Origin of the sequence: Streptomyces sp. NPDC050388, assembly GCF_040655635.1 — a bacterium.
Taxonomy (GTDB): Bacteria; Actinomycetota; Actinomycetes; order Streptomycetales; family Streptomycetaceae; genus Streptomyces.
Map to the genome: position 1 here is coordinate 38,421 of NZ_JBFAKH010000010.1, position 16,227 is coordinate 54,647.

At 72.9% G+C, this 16,227-nt stretch carries 17 protein-coding genes; 10 read left to right on the top strand and 7 right to left on the bottom strand.

Annotation, left to right across the window (positions count from 1 at the left end; genetic code table 11):
• Positions 1 to 117: 117 nt before the first annotated feature.
• A complete protein-coding gene (locus AB0I73_RS07875) occupies positions 118 to 2,994 on the bottom strand; it encodes an AAA family ATPase (RefSeq protein WP_363034874.1) in 2,877 nt (958 codons plus the stop codon).
• A gap of 358 nt (positions 2,995 to 3,352) precedes the next feature.
• Here AB0I73_RS07875 and AB0I73_RS07880 point away from each other — a divergent pair, with 358 nt between their 5' ends.
• Entirely contained in the window at positions 3,353 to 5,023 is a 1,671-nt protein-coding gene (locus AB0I73_RS07880; protein ID WP_363034876.1) for an AMP-binding protein, read from the top strand.
• Between the two features lie 569 nt (positions 5,024 to 5,592).
• Here AB0I73_RS07880 and AB0I73_RS07885 read toward each other — a convergent pair.
• Positions 5,593 to 5,967, bottom strand: coding sequence for a hypothetical protein (locus tag AB0I73_RS07885; protein WP_363034878.1), 375 nt, complete (start codon positions 5,965 to 5,967; stop codon positions 5,593 to 5,595).
• A 130-nt stretch (positions 5,968 to 6,097) separates the two neighbouring features.
• Here AB0I73_RS07885 and AB0I73_RS07890 point away from each other — a divergent pair, with 130 nt between their 5' ends.
• Entirely contained in the window at positions 6,098 to 6,793 is a 696-nt protein-coding gene (locus AB0I73_RS07890) for a type 1 glutamine amidotransferase domain-containing protein (RefSeq protein ID WP_363034880.1), read from the top strand.
• Between the two features lie 124 nt (positions 6,794 to 6,917).
• Complete coding sequence (locus AB0I73_RS07895; RefSeq protein WP_363034882.1) at positions 6,918 to 7,223, top strand: muconolactone Delta-isomerase family protein; 306 nt, start codon at positions 6,918 to 6,920, stop codon at positions 7,221 to 7,223.
• A gap of 364 nt (positions 7,224 to 7,587) precedes the next feature.
• Here AB0I73_RS07895 and AB0I73_RS07900 read toward each other — a convergent pair whose 3' ends face one another.
• Positions 7,588 to 8,154, bottom strand: coding sequence for a GNAT family N-acetyltransferase (locus AB0I73_RS07900; protein ID WP_363034884.1), 567 nt, complete (start codon positions 8,152 to 8,154; stop codon positions 7,588 to 7,590).
• A gap of 84 nt (positions 8,155 to 8,238) precedes the next feature.
• Positions 8,239 to 8,943 carry a hypothetical protein gene (locus tag AB0I73_RS07905; RefSeq protein ID WP_363035044.1) on the bottom strand — a complete coding sequence of 235 codons (705 nt, stop codon included), beginning with the start codon at positions 8,941 to 8,943 and terminating at the stop codon, positions 8,239 to 8,241.
• Between the two features lie 276 nt (positions 8,944 to 9,219).
• On the opposite strand from AB0I73_RS07905, the gene gcl reads away from it, so the two are divergent.
• A complete protein-coding gene (gene gcl / locus AB0I73_RS07910; RefSeq protein ID WP_363034886.1) occupies positions 9,220 to 11,004 on the top strand; it encodes a glyoxylate carboligase in 1,785 nt (594 codons plus the stop codon).
• A 241-nt stretch (positions 11,005 to 11,245) separates the two neighbouring features.
• Here the strand turns inward: gcl and AB0I73_RS07915 are convergent, their stop codons facing one another.
• The 3 genes from AB0I73_RS07915 to AB0I73_RS07925 all read right to left on the bottom strand — a co-directional run bounded on the left by AB0I73_RS07915 (position 11,246) and on the right by AB0I73_RS07925 (position 13,593).
• Positions 11,246 to 11,482: a hypothetical protein gene (locus tag AB0I73_RS07915; RefSeq protein WP_363034888.1), complete on the bottom strand. Its 237-nt coding sequence runs from the start codon at positions 11,480 to 11,482 to the stop codon at positions 11,246 to 11,248.
• A gap of 311 nt (positions 11,483 to 11,793) precedes the next feature.
• Positions 11,794 to 12,687, bottom strand: coding sequence for a 2-hydroxy-3-oxopropionate reductase (locus tag AB0I73_RS07920; RefSeq protein WP_363034890.1), 894 nt, complete (start codon positions 12,685 to 12,687; stop codon positions 11,794 to 11,796).
• A gap of 48 nt (positions 12,688 to 12,735) precedes the next feature.
• Positions 12,736 to 13,593, bottom strand: coding sequence for a TIM barrel protein (locus AB0I73_RS07925; RefSeq protein WP_363034892.1), 858 nt, complete (start codon positions 13,591 to 13,593; stop codon positions 12,736 to 12,738).
• 263 nt (positions 13,594 to 13,856) lie between these two features.
• Between AB0I73_RS07925 and AB0I73_RS07930 the strand changes: the two genes are divergently transcribed.
• The 6 genes from AB0I73_RS07930 to uraH all read left to right on the top strand — a co-directional run bounded on the left by AB0I73_RS07930 (position 13,857) and on the right by uraH (position 16,225).
• Entirely contained in the window at positions 13,857 to 14,204 is a 348-nt protein-coding gene (locus AB0I73_RS07930) for a hypothetical protein (protein ID WP_363034894.1), read from the top strand.
• Positions 14,205 to 14,326: 122 nt separating this feature from the next.
• The gene (locus tag AB0I73_RS07935) at positions 14,327 to 14,536 is read left to right on the top strand and encodes a hypothetical protein (RefSeq protein ID WP_363034896.1); all 210 of its coding nucleotides are present in this window, start codon (positions 14,327 to 14,329) and stop codon (positions 14,534 to 14,536) included.
• Complete coding sequence (locus AB0I73_RS07940; protein WP_109378911.1) at positions 14,527 to 14,778, top strand: hypothetical protein; 252 nt, start codon at positions 14,527 to 14,529, stop codon at positions 14,776 to 14,778. The genes AB0I73_RS07935 and AB0I73_RS07940 overlap by 10 nt, the downstream gene beginning before the upstream one ends.
• Positions 14,775 to 15,143, top strand: a complete 369-nt coding sequence (locus AB0I73_RS07945) for a helix-turn-helix domain-containing protein (protein WP_109378910.1) — start codon at positions 14,775 to 14,777, stop codon at positions 15,141 to 15,143. The genes AB0I73_RS07940 and AB0I73_RS07945 overlap by 4 nt, the downstream gene beginning before the upstream one ends.
• Before the next feature lie 154 nt (positions 15,144 to 15,297).
• Positions 15,298 to 15,807: a 2-oxo-4-hydroxy-4-carboxy-5-ureidoimidazoline decarboxylase gene (gene uraD, locus AB0I73_RS07950; RefSeq protein ID WP_363034899.1), complete on the top strand. Its 510-nt coding sequence runs from the start codon at positions 15,298 to 15,300 to the stop codon at positions 15,805 to 15,807.
• Positions 15,808 to 15,814: 7 nt separating this feature from the next.
• Positions 15,815 to 16,225 carry a hydroxyisourate hydrolase gene (gene uraH / locus AB0I73_RS07955; RefSeq protein ID WP_363034901.1) on the top strand — a complete coding sequence of 137 codons (411 nt, stop codon included), beginning with the start codon at positions 15,815 to 15,817 and terminating at the stop codon, positions 16,223 to 16,225.
• Positions 16,226 to 16,227 lie beyond the last annotated feature (2 nt).

Consider the following 16,227-nt stretch of genomic DNA (forward strand, 5'->3'; position numbering starts at 1 on the left):
AGCGGCACGGATTACGCTACGAGCCGGAGCGCGAGCCCCCAATGAGGGAAGCCCCTACGGGAGCCGGACAGGGAAAACCCTCGGTCGCCGGAACCCCGAACTCCCCATCCGCCCCGATTACTTCGTACGGCGGCCCGCTGCCAGCCGGACGATGTCCACCCGCGACCGGATGCCCAGTTTCCGGTACACCCGGGTGAGGGTCGCCTCGACGGTCTTCACGCTGATGAACAGCCGGCCGGCGATCTCCCGGTTGGTGGCCCCCTCCATCACCAGTGAGGCGACCTGCCGTTCCATCGAGGCGAGACCGTCCAGCGCGGCCGGGATCGCCGGGACGACGGGCACGGTCTCCGGCACCACCGGACCGGGGGCCACGGCCGCGTCCACCTGGCGCAGCCAGGGCAGCGCGCGGCAGCGCCGGAACAGCCGTGCGGCCTCGTCGTACGGGGCCGGACCCGGGGCCCGGGCACGCAGCCGGGCCAGCGCGAACGCGGCCCGCGCCTCCTCCAGGCCGAAACCCAGCGCGGCGAGCCTGCCCTGAGCCGACGTCAACTGCACCCGGGCGGACTCGTGTTCGCCGCGCGCCGCGCGTACCAGCGCCTCGGCGCGGTCGAGTACGGCCAGCACGCTCAAGCGGTTCAGACGCCGCGCGTGCAGCCGTGTGACGTTGATGAGTTCCTGCGCCTCGCCGGGTTCACCGATCCGCACCAGCGCCTCGGCGAGATCGCCGTGCCAGCGGCCCCGCGCCGGATCGTGGATGCCCATGCCGTGCTCCAACTCCCGCACCCGGCGCAGCGAACGGACCGCGGCCGCGGCGTCCCCGGCGACCAGCCGGGCGTAGCCCAGGGCGGCCAGGGCGAGGGAGAGGTACAACTGGTCGCCGTCCACCTCGGCGTGGTCCGCGGCCTCCCGGGCCAGTGCGAGCGCCCGGTCCACGTCCCCGCCGGAGGCCTCCGCGAGGGAGGCGAGCATGGCCGAGGCGCTCTCGCCGATCCCGGAGTCGCGGGCCAGCCGCAGGCTCTCGCGGGTCAGGTCCAGGGCCCGGCCGCAGTGCCCGGAACGCAGTTCGGTGTCGGCGAGCAGACGCAGGAAGTGCACCTCGCTCTCGACCATGCCGCGCCGCCGGGCCTCCCGCAGCAGCCCGGTGATGCTCCTGCGGGCCTCGGGCAGCTGGTCGCTCATCAGCAGCCAGCGGAACCTGGCCGACGCGGCGCCGTTGTGGTGGCAGGCCACATCGGGGTCCTGGGGTTCCTGCAGGGCCCGCTCGATGGTGGCGGGCGCGTCCGGATGGCCCATCAGGGTCTCGGTGGAGGACTGGAAGGCGAGCGCCATCAGCTCCGTACGCCGGTCCCCGCCGCGTGCGGCCAGTTCCGCGGCGTGTGCGGTCTCCAGCCGGGCCTTGGCGAAGTCGCCGTCCACCACCACCTCCCGCCAGGCCAACTGGTAGTGGACCAGGGCGAGCAGCCGCGGGTCGTCGCCGGCGTCCGCCAGCACCTGCGGGTAGACCGCGTCGACCTCGCCGAGCGCCTGCCCGGCCGCCTCGATGACCACCATCCACGCCCGCACCCGCTCCGCGGGCACCGTGGCCCGGGTCAGCACCTCGCGCGCGATGTCCCGGGCGAGATCCACCTCACCGGCGGTGATGGCGTCCTCGGCGGCCTGCAGCCGCCGCTCGTCCGGACTCGGCGCGCTGCGGCCCGGCTCGCCGCCGTCCGACGCCGTGTCCGCCCGCGTGCCGTCGGCCGACGGGTCCGCCGGAGTGTGACGGGCCGCCAGCAGCCCCAGCGAGGCCGCGACCGAGGGCGCCCCCCGGTCCCGGGCCAGCGCGGCGGCCTCGGCGAGCCGGGCCGCCACCTTCGGATCGGTGCCGGTCGTGGCCAGGGCCAGATGCCGGGCCCGCTCGATGGGGTCGGAGGCCGCCGTGGACAGCGCGGCGTGCGCGGCCCGCCGCTCGTGCGCCGAGGCCTCCGCGTACAGCGCGGCCGAGATCAGCGGATGCGCGAAACGCAGGGCCGGCTCCTCCGGGTCCGTCGCCAGCAGACCCAGCGCGGCGGCCTGGGCCGTCTCCTCCTCGGCGTGGTCCCGGCCGGCCGCGTGCAGCAGCGCCGGCGTGGGGCGGGCGCCGACGCTGGCCACCAGCAGGGTGCGGCGCGCCTCGTCCGACAGCATCTCCAGCCGGCTGAGCACCAGGGCCCGCAGCGAGGTCGGCACCGGCAGCGGCTCACCGGGGCGGGGGCGGGTCGGGCTCTCGGCCAGGGCACGGCCCAGTTCGAGCGCGAAGAGCGGGTTGCCGCCGCTGGTGCGGTGGATGTCACGGACGGTGGTACGGGACAGGCCCGTGTAGCCGCGGTGGTCGAGCAGCGTGGACACCTGGACACGGGAGAGCGGGCCCAGCCGCACCACGCGCGTGTCCGGCGGGCAGGCCCGCAGATGACGGTCGTACTCCTCCAGGCCCTCCGTGCGCACCGCGCACAGCATCTGCACGGGGGTGTCGCCGAGGCGCCGCGCGGCGAATCCGAGAAGCTCCGCGCTGGCCGGGTCCAGCCACTGCAGATCGTCGGCGACGACCAGGACGGGTCCCTCGGCGGCGAGCGCCCGCAGGGTGGACAGCACCGCCAGGCGCAGCGCGAGACCGTCCCGTTGGAGGGTCGACTCGCCGCGGCCGGTGAGCGCCGACTCCAGGGCGGTGCGTTGCGCGGCGGGCAGCGCACCGGAGACCCGGTCCAGGACCAGACCGAACAGATCGGCCAGCGCCAGGAACGGGAGGTGGGATTCGGACTCGGTGGCCGAGCAGCGCAGCACCGTGGGCGCCGCGCCGGCGTTTTCCGCCGCAAGTGCCCGCAGCACGGTCGACTTTCCTATTCCGGCGGGCCCGTGAAGCAGCACACTGCCTCCTCGGGCGAGCTGTTCGCGCGCCTCGGCGAACGGTTCCTCCCGGCCGATGACCAGGTCGGGGCGGCACCTGGCAGGCTCCTTGAAGTCCCCTCGCACGGTCACCGCTCCCCTCCTGTGTCGTGTCCTGGCCAATATTAGGCAACAGGCCCTTTCATTTCGGAGAGACGGTGTGGTGAGGGAAATAACAGCGTGCCGCGCGGATGAAATCCAAAGCCCCGGGACACCGGTAATGGCGGCCGTACGAGACCACGGCACACCCACGGCGGCCACCACGCCCGGCGGGCCGACGCGCCACCGGGCCCGACCGCGTCGAGTGCTCCCGCCGGGCCGGCCGTCACCTGTTCGCCCCTTCGTCGCGGCTCCCGCGTACCCACCCCCCGTTCGGGGGTAGTGGGACCTGCGTCACGGATTACACGACGGGGGAGAGCCGCCCGGCAAGGTTCGGCACCGAGGAGGACAGATGACGACGGCGACGGAAGAGTTCCGCAGGGCCCGGGACTTCCTGTTGGAACACCGCGACGACTACGCCACCGCCTACGCGGGGTTCCGCTGGCCGCGCCCCGAGCGGTTCAACTGGGCGCTCGACTGGTTCGACGTGATCGCGGACGGCAACGACCGCACCGCGCTGCACCTCGTCGAGGAGGACGGCGAGCAGACCAGGCTGTCCTTCGCCGAACTGGCCCGCCGCTCCGACCAGGTCGCGAACTGGCTGCGCCAGCAGGGCGTACGCGCCGAGGACCGGGTGCTGGTCATGCTCGGCAACCAGGCCGAACTCTGGGAGACCGCGCTCGCCGCGATGAAACTGCGCGCCGTGGTCATCCCCGCCACCCCGCTGCTCGGCCCCGCCGACCTGCGCGACCGCGTCGACCGGGGCCGCGTCCGGCACGTGATCGCCCGCGCCGCCGACACGGCGAAGTTCGACGGGGTGCCCGGCGACTACACCCGGGTCGCGGTCGGCGCGGGAGCGGGCGACGCCTGGCTGCCGTACGAGGACACCCAGGGCGCCGCCGAGCACTTCGCACCCGACGGGCCCACCCTCGCCGACGACCCGCTGATGCTGTACTTCACCTCGGGCACCACCGCCCGGCCCAAGCTCGTCGAACACACCCACACCACGTATCCCATCGGGCACCTGGCCACCATGTACTGGATCGGGCTGAAACCCGGCGACGTGCACCTGAACATCTCCTCGCCCGGCTGGGCCAAGCACGCCTGGTCCAACCTCTTCGCCCCGTGGAACGCCGAGGCGACCGTCTTCCTGCACAACTACGCACGCTTCGACGCCGTCCGGCTGATGACCGAGATGGACCGCGCCGGCGTCACCACCTTCTGCGCGCCGCCGACCGTGTGGCGCATGTTCATCCAGGCCGACCTCACCCGGCTGCGCACCCCGCCGCGCGAGGTCGTCGCCGCCGGTGAGCCGCTCAACCCCGAGGTCATCGAGCAGATCCGGCGCGCCTGGAACGTGACGATCCGCGACGGCTTCGGTCAGACCGAGACCGCCGTCCAGGTCTCCAACAGCCCGGGCCAGCCCCTCAAGACGGGCTCCATGGGCCGCCCCAGCCCCGGCTACCGCGTCGCACTGCTCGACCCGGTCTCCGGCGCGCCCGCCGCCGAGGGCGAGATCGCGCTCGACCTGTCGCACCGTCCGGTGGGCCTGATGACCGGCTACCACGGCGACCCCGAGCGCACCGCGGAGGCCATGGCCGGCGGCTACTACCGGACGGGCGACATCGGCGCGCGGGACGAAGACGGGTACATCACGTATGTCGGGCGCGCGGACGACGTCTTCAAGGCGAGTGACTACAAGATCAGTCCCTTCGAGCTGGAGAGCGCCCTGCTGGAGCACGAGGCGGTCGCCGAGGCGGCCGTCGTGCCCGCTCCGGACGAGCTGCGCCTGGCCGTGCCCAAGGCGTACGTCGTGCTCGCGGAGGGCAGGCAGCCCGGCCCGGACACCGCGAGGGAGCTCTTCGAGCACTCCCGCAAGGTGCTCGCCCCCTACAAGCGGATCCGCAGGCTGGAGTTCGGCGAGCTGCCCAAGACCGTCTCCGGCAAGATCCGCCGCATCGAGCTGCGCGAGGCCACGGCGGCGGGTTCCGAGGCCGAGTACCGCGAGGAGGACTTCCGGTGACCTCTTCCGCCGCGACCCCGGGCCGCGGAGCGCGTCCGTCGTTCCGCCGTGAGGGAGAGAACGGGGGCAGGCTCCCAGGGGCAGGGGCAGGGGCAGGGGCAGGGGCAGGGGCAGGGGCAGGGCGGTGGCGTCGCCGCTGGACGACGTAGCGCGTCATCCGGGGGTGATCCCGGCGGCCGGGACCGGTGCCGTGCCGTCGACCGGATGCGAGAAGACCTCCGGCCCTGGACAGCAGGGCCGGAGGTCTTCTCCGTCGAGCGCCGGGCAGGCCTTGCACCTGCATTTCCCCGCAGGAAGCGGGGCGTCTTTCCTTGGACCACCGACGCATCACCCACCGCCGGCGGATCCGGCGGCGCGTACAAGATCCACTCTACCGCAGTCGGAGCGGGCGGTGCACCGCCCGTACGCAACCCGGCACTGATCTACCGGGTCGTTCCGCATTGCCGTGATTCATGCCATTTCGGCGGAGGGTGTAGCGATGTACCGCCGTGCCCACCGTTTCCCTGGCCGGCCACCCCGCAGCGGGCGTCGGCCCGGAGACCGCCAGGAACAGCGCTGTTCGGCGGCGTCTACGGGCTCGTTCCGGCCGGTACGGCCGCCCATGGCCATGCCCGCGTCGCCGCGCATCGGGTGTCGACGGAGCGTGGCGGTGTCAGGATCGGGCTGCGCGCGATGCTCGCCGAGCGGCCGGTCGTCGCGGCGGCTGTCCCCACCGCCGTGCTGCCGCTGACCGCGGTGCCCTCTTGGTGGGCGGAGGCCGAGGCGCTGAACACCGCCCTGATCAAGTGGTGGCTACGGCCGTCGGCGTCCAGGTCGCCGACGAGCGCATCCCCTGCGCGCGGCCCGCCACCGGCCATGCCGAGCAGCGGGCGCTGCCTCGCCCGGACCTTGCCGCCTGGCTCTGTCCGGGAGAACGGGCGGACCTTGTCCACGGAGACGGTCAACAACACGTCGCACTGCGGGCCTTGGGAGACGAACCGCTGTCCGCAGGTGCCCGATGGCTTCTGTGCCTAGACTGGCCTTCAGTGCAAATCCCCTCAATTTTTCCAAACGGGGCTGAGGAGGTGATGCGTGATGGCGAAGGTGCTTTTCGTGGTCACCGGAGCTACGTACCTGGTCCTGAAGGACGGCACGAGGTACGCCACCGGCTACTGGGCGGAGGAGTTCGCGCAGCCGTACAAGGCGATCACGGAGGCGGGCCACGAGGTCGTCGTCGCGACGCCCGACGGCGTGACGCCGACCGTCGACATGATGAGCCTGCGCCCCGCGATGGCCGGCGGTGAGGAGGGAGCGCTCGAACTGGAAGCCATCATCCGTTCCGCGGAGGTCATGCGCCGGCCGATCAAACTCTCGGACGTGCGACTGCAGGACTACGACGCGGTGTACCTGCCCGGAGGCCACGGCCCGATGCAGGACCTGTCGGTGGACGCCGACGCGGGACGGATACTGACCGAACAACTCGCCTCGGGCAAACCGCTCGCCATCGTGTGCCACGCCCCTGCCGCGATGCTGGCCACCAGGATTCACGGCGAGTCGCCCTTCAAGGGCTACCGGGTCACGGGCTTCACCAATGAGGAGGAAGAGGCCGTCGGACTGGCCGACAAGGCACAGTGGCTGCTCGAGGACGAGCTCAAGGAGAAAGTCGGCGTCGAGTACAGCCGGGGCGAGATGTGGAAGCCGTATGTGGTCGAGGACCGCAACCTGATCACCGGGCAGAATCCCCACTCCGCCGAAGTGCTCGCGGAACGGCTGCTGAAAAACCTCGTGTGAGGGCTCTCATGAGGTGAGGCGGCGTCCGACCTGATCGCGGCTCCGCTCGGGGGGAGACGGATGGCCACCGGCGAACTCGCCCTTCCCGTCGTCCCCGGGGCCTTCACCGAACGGAGCGGAACCGATGCAGGAGTTCCTCGTCGAAATCACCACGACGATCCCTGAGGGGACCAGCCAGGACGAGGTCGACCGGCGCAGGGCGGCCGAGGCGGTCCGCGCGGGGGAACTCTCGACGACCGGCAACCTGGCCCGACTGTGGCGTCCCGTCGGAGAGTTGCGCAGCATCGGGGTCTGGCGGGCCGCGGACGAGAAGGAGCTCCGGGAGAAGGTGCTCGGCACACTGCCGCTGCGTCCCTGGATGACTCTCACCGTCACCCCGCTCGAACCCCACCCCAACGACCCCGGGTGGGCCGCCGGCGGCACGCGGTGACGGCGGAACTCCCCGGAACCACGGACCGGCGGGCAGTGGTGCCCGCGTGCCCGGGGTGAGGCGCCGCTCCGCACAGGTCCAGGACGACCCCCTCGGTGGGCTCGGCGCAGCAGATGAGGACGTTGCCGTCGGCGGGGGCTCGACCGGGTCGGGAGCGTACTGCACTGCCCCGGACAGGAGAGCGAGTTCGCAGGCGTGGCGGACGCCGGTTCGGCACGACCGTCCGACGGGGACATCGCAGGCTCCGGCGAGTTCTGGCTGGGACTCCCGGGCACCGCTCCAGGGGACCTCGGGACCGCTGCGGGCGAAGACGACCGGGGGACCGGTACCCGTCCGGCGGGCGGGTGGGGTGCGGCCGATCCGGTCAGCCCTCCGATCGCGGTGCGGGCGGGCCGGCGGGCGTCCGCCCCGGTCGACTGAGCGTTCGGATGCTTCCGCGCATGCACAGGCGCGGCCACCGGTCGAGGCCGTGCTCGCTCTCCTCGGCGCGGATCCGGCGCAGACCGGGCGTGAGCTCGGCCTCGGTCAGCGTGCGGAAGCCGAGGCGGGCGTAGTACGGGGCGTTCCACGGGACGTCGGCGAACGTGGTCAGTGTCAGGGCGGTCAGACCCTCCTCCCCGGCCCGTCGCGCGGCGTGGGCGATCAGGGACCGGCCCACGCCGCGGCGTGCGGCGCGCGGGTGGACGGAGACCTGCTCGACGTGGAGCGCGGCGTCCACCGGCTCGGCGATCAGGTAAGCGGCGGGCCGGTCCCGGGCGTCGGCCGCCACCCAGCAGTACCCCGCCCGACGGTGGTGCTCGAGGGTGTCCAGGGCGGGCGGTTCGTCGTCGGCGATCTCCGTCATGCCCAGGGCACGGAAGGGGGCGCCGGCGGCCCGTTCGACGTCCTGGAGGACGGGCAGCTCGTCGGGGGCGGCGGGGCGGATGCGCATGTGCCGAGTATCGGCCGGTGGCGGCGGGCGCGTCGCAGGCTTTTCGGTCCGGTTCGCAGGCGGTGCGGTGTTTCGGGCCGGCTCTCAGGTCAGGGTGGCGTCCAGGGCGTCGGCCGGGGCGTTCACCGGCTGCGGGGTGCCGGTGAGGTCGAGCAGGAACAGCGGGACGCCGAGGCGGTCGGCGCGGTCCCGGGCGTCCGGGGTGGACCCGGCGAGGGAGAAGTGCAGGCACCGGGCGGACTCCGTCATGGCGGTCAGCCACAGGCACTCCACGTCCCGCGGTGTCGCCCGACGCGCGGACGGTTCGAGGAGGACGACGACACCCCGGCCGGCCAGCCCGATGCCGGAGGGAGGGCGCTGGTCGGCGCGGCGGATGTCCCCGTGGCCGAGCCTCCGCAGATACAGCACGGTGGCGGTGACCGCGTCGCGGGCGCTGCGGATCGGCACGGAGCGGAAGGCGGGGCGCGGAGCGGCGCCGGTCTCCCGAGGTCCGAGTGAGGGTGCGGGTGCGGCATCGGGGCCGGGCGGGGTGCCCGGGTCGGCCAGCGGGATCCGCAGTACGGTTCCGCACGGGCAACCGAGTTCCGGCCGCGGCCACTCGCCGGGCCGTTCGCAGTCCCCGCAGCGCACGGTGACCCAGTCGTCCTGCCAGACGCGGTGGACGACCGGTGCGGGCACCGCGTTCCCGTCCAGCGGAAGGCCGACGGGTGCGCCGCACACACAGGGGTACGACGGCGCCGTATAGCGGTGCGCGCCGCGGCAGGCCGGACAGCGCACGGACACGGACATGCTCTCGGGCACGGCCCCACCACCTCCGTTCCTGGACGACCTGACCTCAGACCGGAGTCCCCATCGTCCTCCCGCGCGCCCGCCCTGTCCGGCGGTCGCCGCTTCCGGAGGGCACTCGTGCCGTCTCTTGACGCCCTCGTGCCGCTCTCTTGACGGCCTTCGCCCACCCTGCCTACATTCATTCCAGATAGCAGAAGTTAGTTTCCGTAATACGGAAGAAGCGCACCGCGGGGCGCGACGGGAGTGCGAATCCGACAGGCGAAGCAGGAGTACTCCATGGCCCGAATGACCGCTGCCCGCGCGGCAGTAGAAATCCTCAAGCGTGAGGGCGTCACCGACGCGTTCGGTGTCCCCGGCGCGGCGATCAACCCCTTCTACGCGGCGCTCAAGGCCTCCGGCGGCATCACCCACACCCTCGCCCGCCATGTCGAGGGCGCCTCGCACATGGCCGAGGGCTACACCCGTACCCGAGCGGGCAACATCGGGGTCTGCGTCGGGACCTCCGGTCCGGCCGGCACCGACATGATCACCGGCCTGTACTCCGCGACCGGCGACTCCGTTCCGATCCTGTGCGTCACCGGCCAGGCCCCGACCGCGGTGCTCCACAAGGAGGACTTCCAGGCCGTCGACATCGCCGCCATCGCGAGGCCGGTCACCAAGATGGCGGTGACCGTCCTGGAGGCCGCGCAGGTCCCCGGTGTCTTCCAGCAGGCCTTCCACCTCATGCGCTCCGGCCGGCCGGGCCCGGTCCTCATCGACCTGCCGATCGACGTGCAGCGGACGGAGATCGAGTTCGACCCCGGGACGTACGAGTCGCTCCCCGTCCACAAGCCCGCCGCGAGCCGCGCCCAGATCGAGAAGGCGCTCGGCATGCTGAACGCCGCCGAGCGCCCCCTGATCGTCGCGGGCGGCGGCATCCTCAATGCCGACGCCGCAGAACTCCTCGTGCAGTTCGCCGAGTTGACCGGTACGCCGGTCGTACCGACCCTGATGGGCTGGGGCGTCCTCCCCGACGACCACGAACTGAACGCCGGTATGGTCGGCCTGCAGACCTCGCACCGCCACGGCAACGCGACCTTCCTGGAGTCCGACTTCGTCCTCGGCATCGGCAACCGCTGGGCCAACCGCCACACCGGCAGGCTCGACGTCTACACGGCCGGCCGGACCTTCGTCCACGTCGACATCGACCCCACCCAGATCGGCCGGATCTTCGCTCCCGACTACGGCATCGCCTCCGACGCGCGCGCCGCGCTGGAGCTGTTCGTCCGGGTCGCCAAGGAACTCAGCGCCGAGGGAGGGCTGCCCGACCGTTCCGCCTGGGCGGCCGCGGCACAGGAGAAGCGGGCCACGCTCCAGCGCCGTACGCACTTCGACGACGTCCCGATCAAGCCGCAGCGCGTCTACGAGGAGATGAACAGGGCCTTCGGCCCGGAGACGCGGTACGTCTCGACGATCGGCCTCGCACAGATCGCCGGCGCCCAGATGCTGCACGTCCACCGGCCCCGGCACTGGATCAACTGCGGCCAGGCCGGCCCCCTCGGCTGGACCGTCCCGGCGGCGCTGGGCGTGGCCAAGGCCGACCCCGGTGCGCAGGTCGTCGCCCTGTCCGGCGACTACGACTTCCAGTTCATGCTCGAAGAGCTGGCCGTCGGGGCGCAGCACAAGATCCCCTACGTCCATGTCCTGCTCAACAACTCCTACTTGGGTCTCATCCGCCAGGCGCAGCGGGCGTTCGACATCGACTTCCAGGTCAACCTGGAGTTCGAGAACGTCAACGCGCCCGAACTGGGCGTCTACGGCGTCGACCACGTACGGGTCGCCGAGGGCCTCGGCTGCAAGGCGATCCGGGTGACCGAACCCGGCGGACTGGGCCCGGCACTGGAGGAGGCCAAGGAGCTCGCCGCGGAGTTCAGGGTCCCGGTGATCGTCGAGGCGATCCTGGAGCGCGTCACCGACATCTCCATGTCGACCACCAACGACATAAGCGACGTCGTCGAGTTCGAGGACATCGCGACGGAGCCGTGGCACGCCCCGACGTCGATCAGGACGCTGAAGGTCTGACGGGTGTCGTACGGCGTCGGCGGACATCAGCGCTGCCGCTGCCGTCACCCGGGGCTTCCCCTGAGCGGGGCCCGCCGCCCCCGTGCCGGCGGGCCCCGCGTACGGGGTATGTGCCCGTCGGCGGGGGTGCTCGAAGCCTCCCGGGCCCGGTTCAGAGGTTCATTTGAGAGTGCCGTAGCCGGGCTACGGCCGCTGCCGTACAACCGGTGGACCGGGAACGACCGTACGTCCCCGCCCCCGCTCAGGCCTCGTGGTGCTCCGACAGGCCCGGCCAGTCGTCGGGGCCGCCGCCCTGCCACTCGATGAGGTCGGCCTCCTCGACGTCGGTGACGTAGAGGTCCGCCAGCCGCAGGATCTCGCCGACGTCGTCGACGTGCGAGGCGACGCCCAGCGTCTCGTCGCCCGAGGTGACCCGCCGCGAACCGTCCAGGGCCGGCGCATGGACCACGATGTGCGGTTGTTTTGTGGGAGGTGCCATGCCCCCAGGCTCCTGCCCGCCGGGCGGATCCGCACCCCGGACGCCGGGAGGCGGGCCCGTCCGGCGGCGCGAGACCGGGCGCGACGGTGTGTTCGCGCCGCCGGACGGGGTCGGTGGGCCGGGCTCGGGACCGCGGCGGGTGCGACGGCACCGGGCGCCCCTCCGCTCAGGTCGCAGGAGGTGCCCCGGCGGCCTTCACCACCGCACTGGCTCGCGCGCCGCCGCGGCGCCCTCGCCCGCCCGCGGGAAAGACCCCGCGGGCCGCGCGTACGGCCTCGCCCCCCGTCGGCGGCCGTACGCGGGTCGGACGGTCAGACCCGGGCGCCGGACAGCCGCTCCACCGCGCGCAGCAGCGCGGAGTGGTCCAGGCCGCCGTCACCCTGCGCGCGCAGGCTCGCGACCAGTTGCGCGACCACCGCGCCGACGGGCAGGGCCGCCCCGACGGTGCGGGCGGCGTCGGTGACGATGCCCATGTCCTTGTGGTGCAGATCGATGCGGAAGCCGGGCGCGAAGTCACGGGCGAGGAAGGCGTCCTTCTTGCGGGTCAGCACGGTGGAGCCCGCGAGACCGCCGTTCAGGACGTCCAGCGCGGCCGCCAGGTCCACGCCGGACTTCTCCAGGAAGACCACGGCCTCGGCACACGCCTGGATGTTGACGGCGACGATCAGCTGGTTGGCGGCCTTCACGGTCTGGCCGGAGCCGTGCGGTCCGCACCGCACGACCGTCCTGCCGAGTACGTCGAAGAGCGGCTTCGCCCGGTCGAAGTCGGCCTGTTCACCGCCGACCATGATGGACAGCACCGCCTCGACGGCGCCCGCCTCGCCGCCGGACACCGGGGCGTCGAGCACCCGGATGCCCTTGTCCTTCGCGGCGGCGGCCAGGTCGACCGAGGTCTGCGGGGTGATCGAGGACATGTCGATCAGCAGGGCACCGGGCCGGGCGTTCTCCAGGATGCCGTCGGGTCCGTAGGCGACCGCCTCCACCTGCGGGGACGCGGGCACCATGGTGATGATCACGTCCGCGTCACGGACCGCCTCGGCGACGGAGGGGGCGGCGGTGCCGCCCGCGGCGGCCAACCGCTCCAGCTTCTCCTGTTCCAGGGTGTGACCGGTGACGTCGTAGCCCGCCTTGATCAGGTTCTCGGACATGGGGGAGCCCATGATGCCGAGGCCGATCCAGGAGACCTTGGGAAGGCCGGTGCTCATGCGGGGGTGCCTCTCTTTCGCTCTGCGGTGTCTGCGGGCGTCCACTGCTCAGCGGGGGGCGCGGGCCTCGGCCGGCAGCCAGTCGAAGGCCTCGGCGCTCGGCCGGTCGCCGGGCTTGTACTCCAGGCCGACCCAGCCCGCGTACCCCGCCTTCCGCAGCCGTCCGAGGAGGTCCGCCAGCGGGAGCGAGCCGGTGCCGGGGGCACCGCGGCCGGGGTTGTCGGCGATCTGCACGTGGCCGGTCCGCGCGGCGTACCGCTCGATCACCGCCGGCAGGTCCTCGCCGTTCCTGGACAGGTGGTACAGGTCCATCAGGAACCGGGCGTTGCCCAGTCCCGTGGCCGCGTTCACCTGGTCGACGACCCGCACCGCCGCCGGCGCCGACACCAGCGGGTACCGCGGCGACTCGGGCCGGTTCAGTGCCTCGACCAACAGGATCGCGCCGATCCGGTGGGCCGCGCGGGCGGCGAGGGCGAGGTTCTCCAGGGCGAGCGCGTCCTGCTCGGCGGGATCCACGCCGTCGACGCGGTTGCCGTACAGCGCGTTGAGGGCCGTGCAGCCGAGGGACTCGGCGAAGTCCGCGGCGACCTCGACGTTGGCGCGGAACCGCTCCGACTCCTCGCCCGGGACGGACAGGGCGCCGCGGTCCGGGCCGGGGAGCTGCCCGGAGTAGAAGTTCAGGCCCGTGAGCCGGACGCCCGCGTCCTCGATCGCCCTTTGCAGACCGTCCAGTTCGGACCGCTCCGGTGTGGGCGAGTCGACCCAGGGCCACCACAGCTCGACCGCGGTGAAACCGGCCGCGGCGGCGGCCGCGGGGCGCTCCAGGAGCGGGAGTTCGGTGAAGAGGATCGACAGGTTGACGTCGAAGCGCTGCTCGGCGGCGGTACTCCACTCGGCACCCGGCATCGGGGCCACCTCATTTTCCGTATTCTGGAAAGTTATTTCTGCTGAATGGAAGACTGCCTGGGGATCTGGAGGGCTGTCAAGAGGGGTCGTACGCGAGGGCGTGCACAGGTGCCAGGCGCACCGGCTCGGGGGGCGGGCGATGGAGGTCATGGCGGTGGCGTGCGGCAAGTGCGGTCAACTCCTTGCCCCGCATCCGGTCCGAGTCCCCCGCCTTCGACGTGCACCACCCGGAGATCGCCGCCATGGAGACGGTGGGCTGAGCCGTGTCCCATCCAGTCCTGGCCCTCGGCGCCGCGGCGGTGACCATGGCCGGCTCCGTCTGGTACGTGCCGGCCCTCGTGGATCTGCGCGCGGGGGCCGACCGGCCCGCGTCCCGTCGTGCCGAGGCGGTGGCCTGCCTCAGCGGCTGGAGCACGCCGGCCGTCGTCGCCGTACTCCTGCTCGTGACCGGGGGCTGGTGGCTGCCCTGTGCGGCGGCCCTGACGGGTTCGACCGTCACGACCGGCCTCTGGGCCCGTGCCGCCGTCCACCGCCGGCGCAGCGCACACGAAGCGGCCCGCCTCTGGGCGCAGTTGTGCCGTCCAGGCCCCGCCCGCACGCCGGAGGAGTGAACGACAGGACCTCCCGAGGCGACGACCTCGTGTCCACCTCAGGAGCCGCAGCGGTCGGTACGGCTGCGACCACTTCGTCTCCGCCGTCCTGCTGATCGCCGCGGGGGGAGTCCGTTAAGGTCGTGCCGGAGCGGCCGGGGCACACCGACGCCGCGATGACCCCGAACGCCCACAACCACCTCTTCCCCGATCCGGAGCAACGGGCCGGGGCGGGGGTGGGACGGGCGTTCGGCGCCCTGGCGGGAGGAAGTGCCCCGAATGTGCTCTCTCGGCCGGAGGGCCGAGAGGACGAGCAGGTCGGAGCCGATGTCATGGGGGAGCAGTGCGATTGAGAGTGGAGTTCACGACCGAGCCCTTCGACCTGGACGAGGCGCCCGCGCACGCGGTGGCGGCCCGGGAGGTCGTGGAGGCGGCCGAGCTGGACTCGGTGGACGTCGGGCCGTTCGGGAACACCGCGGAGGGCGGCGCGGACACGGTGCTCACCACCGTCGACGCCCTGCTGCGCCGGTCCCTGGAGGCGGGTGCCACCCGGATCTCGCTCCAGGTCAACGTGATCGCGGAGGGCGAGGAATGAGCGGCGCGGCGGACGAGCCGTTCATCGCGGCCGTCAAGCCACTCGTCGACGCCATGGGCGGGCAGCTGCTCCCGCCCGACGAGGCCGGTCCCGACGACGTCGTACTCGTCTGGGAGGGGGTCGACGCCGTCGCCGTGCGCCTGCCCCAGCTCGCCGACTCCCTCGATCACATGCTCGCCGCCCTCGAGCGCCGGCAGGGCAGACCCCTCGCCGAGCTGGACCGCAGGGCCAAGCAGGAGATCGTGCGGAGCCTGGAGGCGCGCGGCGCCTTCGCCGTACGGCACGGGGTGGAGACCGTGGCGAGCGCGCTCGGCGTCAGCCGGTTCACCGTCTACAACTACCTCAACCGCGAGAAGGGCTCCTGAGCCCTGACCGGGGCGTACGAACCGCTCCTGGCGCTGCGTGGCGCGGTGGCCGTCCGCCAGTTTTCAACAAACTGTTGACGTGACGGCCCGTGGCGGCGTTAGCTGTCGGCACGCCCGCTCAGCACCGAGGCCGCTCGCGGCCGGGGAGGCCACCGTGACATCCACTGCCACGCCGCCGGGCCTGGCCCGCTTCAACGCGCTGGAGGAGCCGGCGGCCCTCGCCGCCCTCCACGAGGCGTGTGCCTCCACGGCGTGGGCCCGCCGACTGCTCGCCGACCGGCCCTACGCCACCGCCGACGACCTGTACGCCGCCTCCGACGCCGCCGTGAGCGGGCTGAGCGCGGCGGACCTCCAGGAGGCGATGGCCGGGCACCCGCCGATCGGCAGGCCCCGGCCCGGCGACCCGGCCTCGCAGCGGGAGCAGAGCGGCATGACCGCCGCGACGGACCGGCTCAAGGCGGAGATGCTCGAACTGAACCTCGCCTACCAGGAGAGGTTCGGCCATGTGTTCCTCATCTGCGCCACCGGCCGGACCGGCGAGCAGATGCGTGACGCGCTGACCGCGCGCCTGGGCAACACGCCGGAGCGGGAGCGCGGGATCGTCCGCACCGAACTGGGGAAGATCAACCGCATCCGTCTGGCCCGACTCGTCGACGAGGACTGACGCAGAGATGAGCACCGACACCACCGCCTCCGTGTCCACCGCCTCCGTGTCCACGCACATCCTGGACACCAGCGTCGGCCGCCCCGCCCGGGGCGTCGCCGTCCACCTCTCCGCCCGCTCCGGCCGTCAGGCGCCCTGGCAGGCGCTCGGCGGCTCCGCGACCGACGCGGACGGGCGGTGCGAGGACCTCCCGGCGCCGCCGGAGGGAACCACCCACCTGCGGCTCGACTTCGCCGTGGAGCCGTACTTCACCGACCAGCGGGCCGGGGCGCGGCAGGACGCCCCCGCGAACCGGGACGGCGGCTCCGGGGTGTTCTTCCCGGAGGTGGCGGTCACGTTCGCCGTCGTGCCGGGCGAGCACTACCACGTACCGCTGCTGCTCAACCCGTTCGGCTACTCCGTATACCGAGGGAGCTAGCG

Coding starts and splice junctions, on each gene's coding strand:
- AB0I73_RS07895 (WP_363034882.1), top strand. CDS start 6,918: ATGCAGGAGTTCCTCGTCGAAATCACCACGACGATCCCTGAGGGGACC.
- AB0I73_RS07920 (WP_363034890.1), bottom strand. CDS start 12,687: ATGAGCACCGGCCTTCCCAAGGTCTCCTGGATCGGCCTCGGCATCATG.
- uraH (WP_363034901.1), top strand. CDS start 15,815: ATGAGCACCGACACCACCGCCTCCGTGTCCACCGCCTCCGTGTCCACG.
- AB0I73_RS07890 (WP_363034880.1), top strand. CDS start 6,098: ATGGCGAAGGTGCTTTTCGTGGTCACCGGAGCTACGTACCTGGTCCTG.
- AB0I73_RS07945 (WP_109378910.1), top strand. CDS start 14,775: ATGAGCGGCGCGGCGGACGAGCCGTTCATCGCGGCCGTCAAGCCACTC.
- AB0I73_RS07900 (WP_363034884.1), bottom strand. CDS start 8,154: ATGCGCATCCGCCCCGCCGCCCCCGACGAGCTGCCCGTCCTCCAGGAC.
- AB0I73_RS07925 (WP_363034892.1), bottom strand. CDS start 13,593: ATGCCGGGTGCCGAGTGGAGTACCGCCGCCGAGCAGCGCTTCGACGTC.
- AB0I73_RS07905 (WP_363035044.1), bottom strand. CDS start 8,943: ATGTCCGTGTCCGTGCGCTGTCCGGCCTGCCGCGGCGCGCACCGCTAT.
- gcl (WP_363034886.1), top strand. CDS start 9,220: ATGGCCCGAATGACCGCTGCCCGCGCGGCAGTAGAAATCCTCAAGCGT.
- AB0I73_RS07915 (WP_363034888.1), bottom strand. CDS start 11,482: ATGGCACCTCCCACAAAACAACCGCACATCGTGGTCCATGCGCCGGCC.
- AB0I73_RS07880 (WP_363034876.1), top strand. CDS start 3,353: ATGACGACGGCGACGGAAGAGTTCCGCAGGGCCCGGGACTTCCTGTTG.